The sequence below is a fragment of the Anabaena sp. CCY 0017 genome (assembly GCF_963920885.1).
Lineage (GTDB): Bacteria > Cyanobacteriota > Cyanobacteriia > Cyanobacteriales > Nostocaceae > Nodularia.
On the sequence record NZ_CAWUDG010000009.1, the window covers coordinates 63,556 to 79,914 of the forward strand.

Consider the following 16,359-nt stretch of genomic DNA (forward strand, 5'->3'; position numbering starts at 1 on the left):
AGCAAACAGCAGTATTCTCTAGTTGTGTGTGAGGAGCAAGTTAAAAATAAAAAGCGTTTGGGGTGGAAACACGGCAACACTCCCAAGCGCTTTTTAATTCGTAATTCGTAATTCGTAATTCTTCAAATCAGGCTACACCAATATCATTCTAAATTTTAACTCTTGGCAAATTTCCACTCTAGCAGCTTAATAGGGGCTTGCTGGAGGGCATAAGTGAGTTCTGAGTTGCTATCAAATTTTACTTGGAATAGGTCGCAAGCTTCAACGTTGACGGTAAACTGCTCATCCTCAAAAGGCCAGGGTTGAACAGTAACTAAGCCATTGCGATACTGCATAATATCATAACGTTGATGATCAGGCCCTAGACTAATTTCCAGAAAGCGCTCATCGGCAGGTAATTCATGTTGACACAAAATTAGAGACAAGCGATGTCTGACGACAAGCCGCAAAGCGTCTACGCACCATTGCATAAAAGCATAAGCTGCATCAACTTTCGCCTTTTCAACCCCCAATTCTTCACGCCAACGTTGCTGGTTTTGCCGTTGTTCATCCAAAAATTTGTCTAATTCTGGCAACTTACCCCGTGTTGGTTCATGCAAACGGCTAATGTGCATAGAAATTAATAGCGAAACCCACCTTCCTCGGTAGCGGGCATTTTTTGCTAAATCAGTTAGTCGCTCAATTGAGACTTCTTGACTCAGGGTGAAGTCCATTGGCGCACCACCAACAGTTAAATTATACTCTTCCCATTCTTTCTCTAAATCATCATGATGGGAAATTGCCGCTAGTGTTTCAAATAAGCGTTCAGGAGGGTTTTTACGCTGCCATTGTCCTGCTAATTGGGCTGCTAGCAAAGCATGAGCGCGATGATAAATAATTTCCCAACCATTTTGTGTAGCATTAACAATCACAAATCGAACTCCCGATTTTCAATTGTAATTTTTAGTAGGGGCGGGTTAACAAATATCATTGTTGATTAACGCAGATATTGGTAAACCCGCCCGTACCAATACACAAAGTGCTGTGATTAACGGAGAGATTGGTAAACCCGTTCCTAGCAATACACAACATTCTTGTTTATTTAAGATTTGCGTTCTAATGGGTTAGCAATGTAGTTGAATGCTGGCTCAGAATTCCAAGGGCCACGCTGGTCTTTACCATCGCCATCTGTAGATAGGTTGTAATAAATATCGACAGTTTCATCAGGCTGAATATTACCAAAGAATGGGTCGGTTAATTTACCTAATGAATCGAGAGCTTTCATAAACATTTGAGTATGAGAAATTTCTCGTGTTAATAGATGTACCAAAGTATTTTTAGTTCCTTGGTCTGTTGCTAGCTTAATCAATTGTTCGTAAGTTTGACGTGCGCCAGCTTCCGCCGCAATATTAGCTCTCAAATCCCGGACGACATCACCACCTTCATTCAAATAGCTTGCCGTCCAAGCACTTCCTTGACTATCTAGAAAGTGCGGTCCCATACCTCTGACAGCGAACAGAGTGCTTTTATATGCCTCTGTCTGATCCATATTTTTGGTATGACCTTCAATCAGTCTACCAACCATTTCTAAGTGGCCGAATTCCTCCAGAGCAATGTCTTGGAGCATATCTCGAATTCCAGCATTTTCAACGTGAAATGATTGCACCCAATATTGCAACGCTGCTGATAATTCTCCAGTTGCTCCGCCAAACTGCTCCAGCAGTAATTGAGCAAAACGAGGGTCAGGTTCAGCAATATTTACAGCGTGAATAGGCTCTTTTTTGTGGTAAAACATAGTATGCCTCTTAAGTAATTTTTAAGGAAAAACAATAGCTGAATGTGGTATGATAAGGTAGCTCTGATATCTAATACTCAAATACCAAAAAGCGCTGGAGATACTACTGTTTAGTAGTATCAGTGCGTTGAAGGCAATAAAATTCAATTTGTGGTGAGAGAACGTCGCAATTCCCGTTAGATGTAAGATATTGAACTTACGACATTAGTGTGTAAGCAGCTTTAGCAGGCACGTTCCTCATCTTTTGATCAGCTAATTGCTAATTTAAATTAGGCGCTAGTCCGGCTGGTAAACAGTCCCCATAAATAAATAGCAATAATTGAGCCAATAACTGCTACAAAAAGACCAGGAATACTTAAACTAGTGGCCGTTAATTGCAGCGTTCCTGTTTGGAAGAGGCTAAATAAACTACCTCCGACAAAAGCACCGATAATACCCAAAATCATTGTTGAGAGAATACCACCACCTTGACTACCGGGGTAAATTGCTTTACCGATTGCACCAGCCAAAAGTCCTAAAATTGCCCAAGCAATAAGATTCATAATTTTCCTCTAAAATCTCAACTGTATTTATCTTAGCAATTCAGATTTACAATTGTTTCAGCCAGAGGAAATACTTATTAAAACCAAAAGGTAGAGAATTACTTAATTTGAGTCTATATTATAACAATCACATTTAGATTTGCTGATGTTTTAAAGGCTCAGATCCCCGATTTATTGAAGAAATTGGGGATATCTTTTAGTATAATTGCTATATATTAAATTCAGGTTAATTTTATCAGGATAATTGGTGATTTTGATGAGCATAATTACCAATTACCCAGTTTTGAACAGCAATCCAATTGAAAAAAATACCTGTAATCCTTAGCTCAAATTGCACGAGAAAATTGTCTATCTTTGGTTTGATGGTAATTGTCAAAGATGACAGCGATATTTCGCACTAATAATCTACCGATATCTGTAATCTGGATCTGCTTAGTTGATATTTTCACGAGTTCATCGGCTTGCAGTGGTGCTAATTGCTTTAACTCATGGTCAAAATATTGATCGAAACTGATGTGATATTTATCTTCAATATCTTGCTTATTGAGATGAAAGTGAGACATAATGCATAAGATTACGTCTCGTCTGATGATGTCATCTTGACTCAGGTTAATTCCTTTACTAATGGGTAAAATATCTGCGGCGATCGCCTGATAATAATCTTTCAATTGTTTGTGGTTCTGCACATAGGCATCATGAAGCATACTGATGGATGTAGCACCAAAACCTAAGAGTTCTGTGCCGGCGTGGGTGGTGTATCCTTGAAAGTTACGCTGGAGGGTGTGATTTTGTTGCGCGATCGCTAATTCATCGTTATGTTTGGCAAAATGATCCATGCCAATAAATAAATACTTACTACTGGTCAATTCCTCAATAGTCATCTTGAGAATTTCTAACTTTTCCTGTGGTTCTGGCAATGCTGCTTGAGGAATATTTTTTTGCGCTGGCTTCATCCACGGGACGTAGGCGAAGTTAAAAACCACAATCCGGTTAGGATCTAATGCAATCGTCTTGTTGACGGTTTCGTGAAATGTTTGGAGAGTTTGATAAGGTAAACCATAAATTAGGTCTACATTCACACTGTCAAACTTGGCGGCTTTAATCCAGTCCATAACGTTAAACAACAGTTCTTCTGGCTGGACGCGATTTACAGCTAATTGGACTTGGGGATTAAAATCCTGAATCCCAAAACTAATGCGGTTAAACCCCACCTCGCGGAGAAAGAAAATATAATCTTGATCTACGTAGGCGGGATTAATTTCAATGGAAATTTCGGCTTGTGGATCAATATTAAAGTTTTCGGTGATGTGTTTCCATAAGAATTTAACTTGATCGTGATTTAAATAGTTAGGTGTACCACCACCCCAGTGAATTTGCAGAACTTTTCTGTCTTGATCAATCAAAGTTGCCATCTTCTTGATTTCCCGCACCAAATGTTCTAAGTAAGGTTTGGCGATATTCTTATTTTGGGAAATTATTGTGTTACAGCCGCAAAAATAGCAAGCACTTTCACAAAAGGGAATATGGAAATATAAAGACAGAGGTGATTTTCGGTAGTTGGAGGCGGCGATCGCACCGTGAAAATCAGTTACACTAAATTCTGTGCTTAACTCTGTAGCGGGTGGGTAACTCGTGTATCTGGGTGCAGGATGATCATACTTTTTGATCATCTCTAGATCAAATTTGACACTAGGCAAGACAAAAACCATCAAAACCTCCAAGAAACTGCGACCATTCCGCCTCATGCAGCGCTGCGGAAATTAAACTACCAATAAATCTGTATACTCTGTTGTCTAGTGTAGAGAGTCGCGGGAGTGCGTGATGTGTTGACTCCCACCAAACAGCCTCAAGAATCTGAAATGATCGCATTTGTCGGTTTTGGCGATCATTTTTTCTCCCACCAAATTATTTAACTATCAATATTTGTATAACTGGAAAGCTATTAAGTTTTCTTTATATTTTTCTGGTTGTGATGGGGGTTTTGTGGAATTTATACGCACTGGTGTTAGACAAAATTATGGATAAACTAACCGCAAAGTAAGCAAAGTTCACAAAGGAAGAAGGAAGAATTTTGGCGGATCTCTAGAACCTCACCCCCAACCCCTCTCCTTACTAAGGAGAGGGGAGAATAAGGAGTGTAGTGTGTAGGGTGTAGGGTGTGTTGTGGCGTAGCACAACACACCATTTTCAATTCTCTCAGGAGAGGGGAGAATTCCTGACTTTTCGGTTAAGGAGTGTAGAGACGTTCTCAGGACTAATGACTCCGCGAAGCGGCTTGACTTTTAGATAATTTAACTGATGTGTTGTTTCTATAATTTATGCTTATATAACTATTAAAAGGTAAAACATGAAAGCAGTCTCATGGTTAAGTCTCTCGAAACCCCCGAACCTCAATTACTGAAGCCTGGGATTAAAGCCCCTGTTCAAGAAACGTTGTTAACACCCCGGTTTTATACCACTGACTTTGATGCGGTGGCTAATTTGGATATTTCGGCTAATGAGGCTGAAATACAGGCGGTTGTGGAGGAGTTACGGGCTGATTATAACCGCCATCACTTTGTGCGCGATGAGGAATTTAAGCAATCGTGGGATCACGTTGAGGGAGAAAAGCGCCGCGCTTTTATTGACTTTTTGGAGCGTTCATGCACTTCCGAGTTTTCCGGATTTCTGCTGTTTAAAGAATTATCCCGTCGTCTGAAAGCCAAAAATCCTCTGTTGGCTGATGCTTTTAATTATATGGCACGGGATGAAGCCCGCCATGCCGGATTTCTGAATAAATCAATGGCAGATTTTAATCTGTCTCTGGATTTAAGCTATTTAACTAAACATCGCACATATACTTTTTTCCCGCCAGAGTGGGTAATTTACACTGTCTACCTATCCGAGAAAATTGGTTACTGGCGTTATATTTTAGTCCATCGTCATATTCAGGAAAATCCTGAATATCAATTTTATCCTCTGTTCCGTAAATTTGAAAGTTGGTGTCAGGACGAAAACCGACACGGCGATTTCTTTAAGGCATTACTGCGATCGCAACCAAAATTATGGAACAATTGGAGAGCGCGGTTGTGGGTACGTTTCTTTTTGCTAACTGTATTTGTCACCCATACCATTACAGTCTTTGAACGGGCGACATTTTATGAAGCCATTGGTATACATCCCCGCAAATACAATAATAGAGTCATTGAGGAGACAAATAATACCTCATCACGAGCATTTCCTCTGATTTTGGATACTAATCACCCGCAGTTTTTCTGGCGGTTAGAACAGTGTTTCCTCAGTACTCAGAGATTGACGGAGATTAAAGCAAGTAATTGTTCTCCATTTGTCAAGTTCTGGCAAAAAATCCCCCCCATGTTCTCGATTGTTTCTAATATGTTGCGGCTGTATCTGATTAAACCCATTGACGCAGAATCAACACGCGCCACAGTTCGTTAAACATCAAATGCGGCAAATATCCAGAGGCTCAGATCCCCGACTTCTTGAAGAAGTCGGGGATCTAAATGTAATTTTTTTTGCATCCCGGAAAAATCATCCCTGATTACTCCCCTCAGATATAAAAACTTTGTATCCTAAGTTCATAGGACTTAATATTTTTTTGAAAAATTTGTGCAGGAAGATTTTAGACTAATTGTTGATTTAGTTACAGTTCTCGCCGTCGCCGCCTGTGGTGGGCTTTTAGCTTCACTTTTACGCCAACCTGTGCTGCTGGGCTATCTGATCGGCGGGATGATTGTCGGGCCAGCCGGTTTGGGAGTCATTAAGGAAGTTATTCAAGTAGAAACACTGGCTCAGTTTGGAGTCGCCTTTTTATTATTTGCTTTGGGTGTGGAATTCTCCTTTGCTGAACTAAAAAAAGTAAAAGCGATCGCATTGGGAGGAGGTGGGCTACAAATTGTCTTAACGATTCTGTTCACCGTGATAGTGTGCGGAATCACCGGGGCTGGGGAAGATTTACCTGCTAAAGGTGTATTTTTAGGATCAATTTTATCTTTATCTTCTACCGCAGTTGTCCTCAAATGCTTAATGGAGCGTAACGAAACAGAAACGCCCCACGGACAAGTGATGCTAGGGATTTTGGTAGTACAGGATTTAGCCCTGGGATTAATGATTGCTGTATTACCAGCTCTAAATCAACCAGCCGAAACTATTGGAATTGCAGTTCTCACAGCGTTGTTACGGCTGGCTTTATTTGCTGGGGGTGCAGTAGTGGCCGGGATTTGGCTAATTCCGCCTTTGTTGCAAATCCTCGCCCGCACGGAAAGCCGAGAATTATTTTTATTAGGTGTGGTAACGCTGTGTTTAGGTATTGCTCTGCTGACAGAACATTTGGGACTATCAATTGAAATGGGGGCGTTTGTTGCTGGTTTAATGATATCAGAGGTGGAATATGCTGACCAAACTTTAACTTATGTCGAACCACTGCGAGATATTTTTGCTAGTTTATTTTTTGTCGCCATTGGGATGTTAATTGATCCAGTGTTTTTGTGGAAGAATATCGAATTGATTTTGGTATTGGTAGCACTGGTATTCGTCGGTAAATTTTTAATTATCACTCCATTAGTAAAACTGTTTCGCTATCCTTTGAAAACAGCTTTAATCGCTGGGCTAGGACTGGCGCAAATTGGGGAATTCTCCTTTGTGTTAGCCAGTGAAGGGCAGGCTTTGGGCTTAGTTTCGCGGCGAGTATATTTGCTGATTTTAGGAACTACAGCAGTTACTTTAATGCTGACTCCCTTTGTGTTGCGATTAGTGCCATTTTTATTTAATTGTGCCGAATCAATGCCTTGGTTACAACCCTATTTAGAAGAAAATTATCCCCGTGATGTTTCGGATAATTTACCTTCAAAAAGTCATGTTGTCGTCTGCGGTTATGGGCGAGTGGGTAAGAATTTGGTGAGGTTGTTACAACAGCACGATTTATCTGTGGTAGTTATCGACCAATCAGAAAGAAGGATACAGCAATTACGGGAGGAGGGAGTGCCTTATGTTTATGGTAATTGTGTGAGTCTTCACGTTTTGGAAACTGCGGGGGTAAATAATGCGAAGGGAATGGCGATCGCACTTCCTGATCCTATGAGTACCCGACTTGCTTTAAAACGGGCTTTAGAATTATGTCCAGAATTAGATTTGGTTGTCCGTGCGACTCAAGATAAAAATATTGAAGTCCTGTATCAATTGGGAGCGAAGGAAGTAGTCCAACCAGAGTTTGAAGCTAGCTTAGAAATGGCTAGTCATTTATTAACCAGCTTAGGGTTTTTATCCTTTGTCGTGCAACAGGAAATGAAGCAAATTCGTAACGATCATTATTTAACATTACGACCAGAGCGATCGCCTTCACAAGTTTCTCGTGATTTGCAGCAAGCTACTCGTGATTTAAATCGCCGTTGGTATACCCTACCAGCTGCTTCACCCCTGATTGATATGAGTGTAGGCGAAGCGGATATCCGCTACTTAACAGGCGCAAGTTTGATGGCTATTCGCCGTGCTAACGAAGTCGAAATAGATTATCCCGATGCTACAACTATCTTAGAAGCAGGCGATCGCTTGTTGTTAGTGGGCGCATCTGAGGAATTAGCAGCTTTAGAAGAATTTGCTCAGGGAAAAGTGGCTGTTCCTGGAGAAAATAAAGCTTGTCAGTGGATTATAGTTAATGCTGATTGTCCAGTTTTAGGTATCACCCTTGCAGATTTGGATCTGCACCCAGAATCAGGAGTTCAAGTACAAGCGATGCGACGAGATGGTAAATTTATCCGCAGTCCTGAGCAAAAAACCGATTTGCGAGTTGGCGATCAATTGCTGTTCTGCGGTAAATTGTCGAGTTTAAATCAACTCCAACCATTTTTTGCTAGCAGCATCACACCTTTAAAATCTTATTCTTGACTTGCTTGTACAGACGCGATTGATCGCATTTGTGTCTCAGGATTACTTAGGCTGGTGTAATAAGCGATCGCCTGTTTCCAAATAGTGATTTGCCGATTATGATCATCAACAAGACAAACACAGTTCTGATCTTGCCAGGAAACCTTACCTGTCAACAGATCACCCGTTACCAGTTTCAACTCGATCACTGTTTTTTGTTTAATGAGTTCTTGTAGTTGGCGAATGCTAGGTAATGACGTATCAAATTCAATTGTAGGCATTTTTAGTAATGATGGAATAATTGAGGAACTGGGGAAGATTATTGTCCAATACCAATCTATCCCTAATCATTCTTAATTCATCATCGAAAAAATGGCAATCGAATTTACTAAGTATCACGGTCTGGGAAACGATTTTATTTTAGTTGACAATCGCGCGTCATCCTTACCACTATTGACTCCTGAGCAAGCAATTCCATTGTGCGATCGCCACTTTGGTATCGGTGCTGATGGTGTGATTTTTGCTTTACCGGGAGAAAACGGTGCAGATTACACCATGCGGATTTTTAATTCCGATGGTTCAGAACCGGAAATGTGTGGGAATGGGATTCGCTGTTTAGGTAGATTTATCGCCGATTTAGAAGGCGAATCTCGAAACAAAGACTCATATCAGATTCATACCTTAGCTGGGATGATTACACCTCAACTGATGGCTGATGGGCAAGTTAAGGTAGATATGGGTTTACCAAGATTACTAGCTGGAGAAATTCCCACCACCTTGGGTACTGCTGAGACAAAAGTAATTAATCAACCCATAGAAGTTGCGGGTAAAACTTGGGAAGTTACCTGTGTGAGTATGGGAAATCCCCACTGTATAACCTTTGTTTCAGATGTTGCTGCTATTCCCTTAGAAATTATCGGACCCCAATTTGAACATCACCCAGCCTTTCCTCAACGCATAAATACTGAATTTATTCAAGTAGTCAGTCGAGACTATGTAAAAATGCGGGTATGGGAACGAGGCGCAGGTATAACATTAGCCTGTGGGACAGGTGCTTGTGCTGCCTTAGTGGCTGGGGTACTGACTGGAAATTGCGATCGCATCGCCACTGTAGAATTACCAGGTGGTCCATTGCAGATTGAATGGTCAGAAATCGACCAACGAGTTTACATGACAGGCCCAGCCGAACGGGTATTCACAGGTCAACTTTAACTGATTTTCTCTTGGCATTACTGAGATAGTAATGCCATAAGATTCTGGTAGCAACTGCGCGCCACGGTCGCCAGTTTTGAGCAATTACTTCTATTTGTGCAGGTGTTGGACGTGTCGGTAATTTTTTGATATTTTGTATAGCGATAGGCAAAGCCGCGCCGAAGGCGATCGCAATTCCTAAATCACCTTTAGGAAAGACATCAGGACGTTTCAGCGCCATCAGTAAGTAAATATCAACTGTCCAATCTCCAATACCTTTAATACGCTTTAACTCGGTTCTAATCGCAGTTTCATCCATTGTCTCCAGCTTGGCGAGATCAAGCCGACCATTGACGATTGCATCTGCTAATTCACGACAATAGCGCATCTTTTGGCGACTAAAACCAACCTCTTGTAATTGAACATCACCAAGTTTAATGAAATTCTCTGGTGTGAGGGATAGAACAACTCCAGACAATCGATTAAATACAGCATTCGCAGCCGCTAAAGAAACTTGCTGTTCCAGAATTATCCTCAGCAACGTGGGAAAACCCGATTCTCTTTCCCATCTCGGTGGATTTCCTAGCGTCTCTAAAATATGAGCTAAATCGCTGTCAATATTAGCTAGCACTTCCAAAGCATAGGTAAAACTTTCTGTAGTCAAAGATAATAGTTCAGGTATTGGTGCTGCTGATTCTCTCAATGTCATCTTTTTTCACCTTTTGCCAACTGAAGGCGATCGCCGTAGTTTGCTATGATTGAGCATCTATGCAAACATTTTTGACAATGCCTCGATTTTTCCAATTAATCATTCCTATATTTGTCTTAACTATATTTTTACTCATATCACAGCCCACTTTGGCGCGAGATTGGCTACCAGTGCGGGGTGGTTTTTTCTTTGGTATTAGTGGTATAGCGTTAGTAGAACAGCAAAACGACACCCTAGAATTTTTAATTGTTCATGACAACAAACAAAAAAATCAAGGTCGTCTGGCCATAGTTAGTATTGAAGGTAAAAAGCAACCTGAATATTTCCCCATAGACTGGCCTAATGATACAGAATTACCCATCGACTTAGAAGCCATAACATCGGTTCCAGGGAAAAATAACACTGACTTTATCGCTTTAACCAGTTTTGGCAAAGCTTATTATCTACAATTAGATGCTGTAAAAAAAACTGTTGAGGTTATCAAAGAATTTAACTTACCAGCAGTACCCAAAGATAGTAACTTTGAAGGATTCAGCTTGCAGAATATAGATAATAAATTAGTTGCTATATGGGGTCATCGAGGCGCAGGAGAACAACTGGGAATCATGTATTGGGGAACGTTTGATTTAGCTAAATATCAAATTACCCTTGCAGGTTCTAGAGAATTGCAAGTACCATTTCCCTCTGAGAATGTGCGCCATCTTACCGATATAAAAATAGATCCCACCGGAGTAGTTTATATTACCTCTGCCAGTGATATTGGAGATGATGGACCCTTTCAATCGGCTGTATATATAGCTGGTTCTCTGGGATTTAATAGTAATAAAATCCTCTGGCGACAAAATGCAGAATTTACACCTCTCCACCGTTCTAATTACCGGAAAATTGAAGGGATAGAACTTGTCCCTGGTGCAGATGGTGGTGTGGTTTTGGGTACAGATGACGAAAACTTGGGTTCCTATGTATACATTATGGGAAGAAATTGAATCAGTTATAGCAAAGTGCTGAGTGGGGAGATTTAGATTCTAACTTTTCACGGGATTTGGAAAACTCCGCTTTCATTTTCATGTATTTGAACCACATCTGTCGTAGGGGCGCAAAGTCTTGCACCCCTACCGCGTGGTCTATTTACCTGAAAATAACTGATAACTGTTAACTGAATAACTACACGTTAAACCGGAATAACATTACGTCCCCTTCTTGCACAATATATTCTTTTCCTTCACTGCGAACTAAGCCTTTTTCCTTTGCCGCACTCATAGAACCATGTGTAACTAAAGCGTCATAAGCAACGGTTTCAGCGCGAATAAATCCCCGTTCAAAATCAGTGTGAATTACTCCAGCCGCTTGGGGTGCAGACATTCCCGCGTTAATTGTCCAAGCACGGGTTTCTTTGGGACCACAGGTGAAATATGTTCGCAAACCTAAAAGGGTATAAGTCGCCCGAATTAAAGATTTTAAACCGCCTTCTTTGACACCTAAAGATTCTAGAAAATCAGCTTTATCTGCTTCTGGTAATTCCACTAATTCAGCTTCTACTTGCGCCGAAACAATCACAACTTGGGCATTTTCACTAGCTGCAACTTGCCGAACTTTTTCGACAAAATCATTCCCCGTTGCTAATTCCTCTTCAGAAACATTAGCAGCGTAAATAATTGGTTTATTGGTTAGTAGTTCCAATCCCTTAATAATCTCTACTTCTTCTTCCGCCAAACTTACCTGACGGACAGATTTACCTTCATTTAAAGCCGCAGCTAGTTTTTCCAGAATTGTGATTTCAAACTGTGCATCTTTGCTGGTGCGGGCTTGTTTACGAGTGCGGTCAATTCGGCGTTCAATTTGCGCTAAATCAGATAAACCCAATTCTAAATTAATGATTTCAATATCTCGCGCTGGGTCAATAGAACCGGCGACATGGATAATATCTTCATTTTCAAAACAACGCACCACATGGATAATTGCATCAACTTCGCGGATGTGGGACAAAAATTGATTACCTAATCCTTCTCCTTGACTAGCACCTTTAACCAAGCCGGCGATATCGACAAACTCAACCCGTGCTGGTATAGTTTGTACAGAACTGGCAATATTAGCCAGAACGTTTAAGCGCTCATCCGGTACTGAGACGATGCCCACATTCGGTTCAATCGTGCAGAAGGGAAAGTTAGCTGCTTCGGCTTTGGCGTTCGCCACTACAGCATTAAATAAAGTAGATTTTCCGACGTTGGGAAGTCCGACAATTCCGGCTCTTAGCATTTTCGATTGGAGATTTTGTTAACTACAAAGTCAATTTAAACAGGTTCAGGGATGGTTTGGGGGATTGTTCCTGGAACTGTTTGGGGAATAGGTGCTGGTACTGGTGCTGGTGCTGGTGCTGGTGCTGGTGCTGGAACTGGTTGAGGAATGGGGGTTGGAACTGGCTCTGGAACTGGTGCTGGTAATGGTTGGGGACTGGGTAATGGGTTCGGTTCGGGGTTGGGTATTTGTGGTTCTGGTACAGAAATAGCTGTGGGATAAATCACGGTATGTCTAATTTTATGATTCGACTTTCCCAAGCTAGATCAAAACTCAGGCAACCGACATCTCCCAAAATGGCTATCCCAGCTAAAGATGATTCTAATTTTCAGCTATTCAGCTTGATAATCTATTATCCCACAATTCTCATAAACTAAATGTGGCGTTTAATTTTCATTGCATCAACTTATTAATTAATTCATCTACTTTTAAAAGTTCATCAGTAATCTGTCTTACCATGCTTAATTCATTTGCAGGATCTGGTGGTTGAATAGTTCTGTAGGATGTAGCTGAGGTATGCGCTACAATACCTCTTTCTTTACCAAATGTATTCATGGTAGCAAGGCAAGCAGGATCTAAGTCATCACTATCTATCCCTATGGGTAAGAGTAATGCCAAAATATTAGCTTCTTTGACTCCATGATTATTATCAAGAACTTTTTTAAAAGACTTAATGGCTAAGTCTATTTTTTTACTTATCTTTATTTTATCTAATGAATTATTTCTATTTGTTGTTGGTGGTGTCAGTGTAAGTGGTGGTATCTCCATCATTTGACCGGAGAAAGCAACTAAACTTATCAAAGTCAAACAGGTTTTACCTCCGTTATCCCACACTTGTTTAGCGTTCAGAGTAACTTCCCAAGCTCTATCCTCAAGATAAGATTCAATTTCAGCATGGGCTAACACTCTGTATGCAAGAGTTCTAGATAACTGTCTTTCTGAATATAAACCAATGGGGCTAATTTTAGGAAGAAATTGTTTTTTGAGCCTAGTTAATTCTTTGTTTAAAGTACGAAATCTCACGGATTTTGGCATATTTAAAATAAATGCTACCTCAAACCGTTGAATACAATACGATTATCTCTAAATTCAGGTAGATTAAACTCGACATCTAAAACTTCTAGTAGGTTTTCACCCCACCATCTTAAACGATTGTAAGTTTCCCGAATATTATTGGTAGTTCCCTCAACACCTTCCCTAAACTTAGTATTTGATGAACATAACTTTTTAAACGAATCTTCAACTTTTTCTTTATTTCGTTCCGCAGACTGTCTGATAATTTCATCCGAAAAGTAAAAAACCATCACATCTAAAATAGCTTTATTAAAACGTTTTCGATATGTATTTTCATTGTTTAACCACATTCGACAAAAGTTTTTTTCCTGAAATATATTAATGGTAGTTTCTACTGCTTTTTCAAATTCATTAACTACATTGTCAATATTATCATGTCTTTGATCCCAATCTTTATTAAGCTTTTGACAAGTTTCGTCTAAAAATGCTTTAAGATTTCCCCGATATTCAGATATAAAATAATGGAATCCTACATAACGCAGCAGTAATTCGACATCACGCATCCGAAAATCAGGATTTGGTGATTTGAATATTTTTTTCAGCGCCTGACTTTTAATTGATTGGTCATCTAGAAAATTGATAAAATCACCAGGATGCAATGCTTGTCTTAGTTCTTGTGCTGATAAAGGAGTGCTTTGTACATTAAGACGGAGAAAAATTTTATACAGAAAATTTTCGGTGTCTACATTCCGAACTACTATAGTACGAATAGTTTGGTTATCAAGATCATCAAGCACTTTATTCAAAAAAGGCTGACTTCTTAAGTCTTCATAAGTGCTACCATTCATATCAGTTATGAACTCTAAATTCTTTAAAGCAAAAGCGTTATTTGGAGTTTCACTCTCACCATAAAATTGAAGAATTGTTAGCAATCTTTGCTTACCATCAAGAACTATGAATTTTTTTCGCTCTTTTTGAGCAGCTAATACTATTTGTGGTACAGGAAATCCCAGAATTAATGATTCTATAAATCGGCTTTTACGAGTTATATCCCAAGCATCTCTTCTTTGAAATCTTGGATTTAGCTGGATATTTTTACGAACCATTTGATCCAGTATTGTCGCTGTTGTCCAGTCACTTCCAGCCACAACAATTTTTTGTATTTCTTCTAATTCTGAACTATGAGTTATGCGGGAATCAGATTCAATTTCTTGATCTTCATCTTCTTCAAAAAAGTTTACTTCTTCTTCGGGCATAGATGTAATTTGCATAGAAACTTAAATTAGCAGCTAATATAGCTTATTAGTTAATTATATTCGATTCTGTTGTCCAAACTCATAAATTGTTTTCAGATGAACTTATAAGCGGTTAGTTTATACAAAAATGCGAAATCAAAAACAAACACCTTTATTAGATGCCATAAAAGCGTGTACAATCCATGCTCACGCGCCTTTTTATACGCCAGGACATAAGCGAGGTGTAGGCATTTCTCAACCATTGGCTGATTTACTGGGGAAAAAAGTGTTTCGGGCTGATTTAACGGAACTAGCAGATTTAGATAATTTGTTTGCACCCCAAGGCGTGATTTTAGCAGCGCAAGAATTAGCAGCAGAGGCTTTTGGGGCGGAAAAAACTTGGTTTCTGGTGAATGGTTCTACCTGTGGGATTGAAGCGGCTATTCTGGCTACCTGTGGCACTGGGGATAAAATTATTATGCCCCGAAATGTCCATTCATCTGTAATTTCTGGCTTAATTCTTTCTGGTGCTATCCCGATTTTTGTTAATCCTGAATATGACCCAGTTTTAGATATTGCTCACAGTATCACACCGCAAGCTGTAAAAACATCACTGGAAAAGCATCCTGATACTAAAGCAGTGCTGGTAGTTTATCCTACATATTACGGTGTTTGTGGAAATTTGCAAGCGATCGCCCAAATTACTCACCAATATCATATCCCCTTACTGGTAGACGAGGCACACGGCGCACACTTTGCTTTTCATCCTGATTTACCTCTCTCAGCATTAGCCGCAGGTGCAGATTTAACTGTACAGTCTACTCATAAGGTATTGGGTGCAATGACACAAGCATCAATGTTACACATCCAAGGGGATAGGATAGATATTGATCGAGTCAATAAAGCTTTACAACTTGTGCAGTCTACCAGTCCTAGTTATATACTTTTAGCTTCTTTAGATGCCGCACGTCAACAAATGGCATTATCTGGAAAAGGGCTAATGTCTCGCACTTTAGAACTTGCAGATATAGCGAGAAGGAGAATTAGCGAAATTCCGGGATTATCGGTTTTGCAAATGCCAAATTTAGACCAAACACGCTTAACTGTTACTGTTTCTGGTTTAGGTTTAACCGGATTTGCAGCCGAAGAAATTTTAGACGAAAAGCTGGGTGTGACGGCTGAGTTTGCATCATTGCAACATCTGACTTTTATTATTAGTTTGGGTAACACTGCATCTGATATTGAGCAATTGGTGCAAGGTTTTACTTCTCTGGCGCAGATGCACCCAATTTGTACTCCCCCAAGTCAGAAGGGGTTCGTTGTATGGGATAATTTAGGCAGTGTTTCTCCCCGTGAAGCCTTTTTTGCCGTTAGTGAAATTTTACCTTTGTCTCAAACAAGCGATCGCATCTGTACAGAAATCGTCTGTCCTTATCCTCCAGGAATCCCCATTTTAATGCCTGGAGAACTAATTACTCCAGCAGCCTTAGAATATTTACAACAAATTCAATCAATGGGTGGATTTATAACTGGTTGTGCAGATACCAGCCTGAAAACTTTAAAAGTAATTCGTAATTCGTAATTCGTAATACTCGCCAAAGGCGAGAAGCAAGCTACGTAGTTTGTAATTCATATAGCAGTCCTAAATCATTTATAAACCTCTTTACTTCTTCACTTGGCGAACTTGGCGACTTGGCGGTTCGATAAATTCATAAATCAAATAGGATAGCTATAGTT

Annotated in this window: 15 protein-coding genes; 5 read left to right on the top strand and 10 right to left on the bottom strand. The window is 40.0% G+C overall.

Annotation, left to right across the window (positions count from 1 at the left end; translation table 11 throughout):
• Positions 1–155: 155 nt before the first annotated feature.
• From ACM0OW_RS13180 to hemN, 4 genes are all read right to left on the bottom strand, one after another.
• Positions 156–911 (bottom strand): DUF3891 family protein, encoded by a 756-nt coding sequence (locus tag ACM0OW_RS13180; RefSeq protein ID WP_414550557.1) that lies wholly within the window; start codon positions 909–911, stop codon positions 156–158.
• Between the two features lie 170 nt (positions 912–1,081).
• Entirely contained in the window at positions 1,082–1,774 is a 693-nt protein-coding gene (locus ACM0OW_RS13185) for a manganese catalase family protein (RefSeq protein ID WP_414550558.1), read from the bottom strand.
• A 269-nt stretch (positions 1,775–2,043) separates the two neighbouring features.
• The gene (locus ACM0OW_RS13190) at positions 2,044–2,316 is read right to left on the bottom strand and encodes a GlsB/YeaQ/YmgE family stress response membrane protein (protein WP_414550559.1); all 273 of its coding nucleotides are present in this window, start codon (positions 2,314–2,316) and stop codon (positions 2,044–2,046) included.
• 326 nt (positions 2,317–2,642) lie between these two features.
• Positions 2,643–4,025, bottom strand: coding sequence for an oxygen-independent coproporphyrinogen III oxidase (hemN, locus tag ACM0OW_RS13195; protein WP_414550653.1), 1,383 nt, complete (start codon positions 4,023–4,025; stop codon positions 2,643–2,645).
• Between the two features lie 652 nt (positions 4,026–4,677).
• On the opposite strand from hemN, the gene acsF reads away from it, so the two are divergent.
• Together acsF and ACM0OW_RS13205 are read left to right on the top strand one after the other, a co-directional pair.
• Complete coding sequence (gene acsF, locus ACM0OW_RS13200; protein WP_414550560.1) at positions 4,678–5,754, top strand: magnesium-protoporphyrin IX monomethyl ester (oxidative) cyclase; 1,077 nt, start codon at positions 4,678–4,680, stop codon at positions 5,752–5,754.
• 171 nt (positions 5,755–5,925) lie between these two features.
• Positions 5,926–8,199, top strand: coding sequence for a cation:proton antiporter (locus ACM0OW_RS13205; RefSeq protein WP_414550561.1), 2,274 nt, complete (start codon positions 5,926–5,928; stop codon positions 8,197–8,199).
• Here ACM0OW_RS13205 and ACM0OW_RS13210 read toward each other — a convergent pair.
• Positions 8,190–8,459, bottom strand: coding sequence for an Hfq-related RNA-binding protein (locus ACM0OW_RS13210; protein WP_414550562.1), 270 nt, complete (start codon positions 8,457–8,459; stop codon positions 8,190–8,192). The genes ACM0OW_RS13205 and ACM0OW_RS13210 overlap by 10 nt on opposite strands.
• Before the next feature lie 91 nt (positions 8,460–8,550).
• Here ACM0OW_RS13210 and dapF point away from each other — a divergent pair, with 91 nt between their 5' ends.
• The gene (gene dapF, locus ACM0OW_RS13215; RefSeq protein ID WP_414550563.1) at positions 8,551–9,390 is read left to right on the top strand and encodes a diaminopimelate epimerase; all 840 of its coding nucleotides are present in this window, start codon (positions 8,551–8,553) and stop codon (positions 9,388–9,390) included.
• On the opposite strand, the gene ACM0OW_RS13220 is transcribed toward dapF, so the two are convergent.
• Complete coding sequence (locus ACM0OW_RS13220; protein WP_414550564.1) at positions 9,374–10,078, bottom strand: DNA-3-methyladenine glycosylase family protein; 705 nt, start codon at positions 10,076–10,078, stop codon at positions 9,374–9,376. The two genes, dapF and ACM0OW_RS13220, sit on opposite strands and share 17 nt — an antisense overlap.
• Before the next feature lie 59 nt (positions 10,079–10,137).
• Between ACM0OW_RS13220 and ACM0OW_RS13225 the strand changes: the two genes are divergently transcribed.
• Positions 10,138–11,064: a hypothetical protein gene (locus tag ACM0OW_RS13225; protein WP_414550565.1), complete on the top strand. Its 927-nt coding sequence runs from the start codon at positions 10,138–10,140 to the stop codon at positions 11,062–11,064.
• A gap of 178 nt (positions 11,065–11,242) precedes the next feature.
• Here the strand turns inward: ACM0OW_RS13225 and ychF are convergent, their stop codons facing one another.
• The 4 genes from ychF to ACM0OW_RS13245 all read right to left on the bottom strand — a co-directional run bounded on the left by ychF (position 11,243) and on the right by ACM0OW_RS13245 (position 14,643).
• Positions 11,243–12,334: a redox-regulated ATPase YchF gene (gene ychF, locus ACM0OW_RS13230; RefSeq protein WP_414550566.1), complete on the bottom strand. Its 1,092-nt coding sequence runs from the start codon at positions 12,332–12,334 to the stop codon at positions 11,243–11,245.
• A 35-nt stretch (positions 12,335–12,369) separates the two neighbouring features.
• Entirely contained in the window at positions 12,370–12,600 is a 231-nt protein-coding gene (locus ACM0OW_RS13235; RefSeq protein WP_414550654.1) for a hypothetical protein, read from the bottom strand.
• A 166-nt stretch (positions 12,601–12,766) separates the two neighbouring features.
• The gene (locus tag ACM0OW_RS13240) at positions 12,767–13,408 is read right to left on the bottom strand and encodes a hypothetical protein (RefSeq protein WP_414550567.1); all 642 of its coding nucleotides are present in this window, start codon (positions 13,406–13,408) and stop codon (positions 12,767–12,769) included.
• Between the two features lie 14 nt (positions 13,409–13,422).
• On the bottom strand, positions 13,423–14,643 hold the full coding sequence (locus ACM0OW_RS13245; RefSeq protein ID WP_414550568.1) for a DUF262 domain-containing protein: 1,221 nt from the start codon (positions 14,641–14,643) through the stop codon (positions 13,423–13,425).
• A gap of 127 nt (positions 14,644–14,770) precedes the next feature.
• On the opposite strand from ACM0OW_RS13245, the gene ACM0OW_RS13250 reads away from it, so the two are divergent.
• Positions 14,771–16,204 carry an aminotransferase class I/II-fold pyridoxal phosphate-dependent enzyme gene (locus ACM0OW_RS13250; protein WP_414550569.1) on the top strand — a complete coding sequence of 478 codons (1,434 nt, stop codon included), beginning with the start codon at positions 14,771–14,773 and terminating at the stop codon, positions 16,202–16,204.
• The last annotated feature ends 155 nt before the right edge of the window (positions 16,205–16,359 follow it).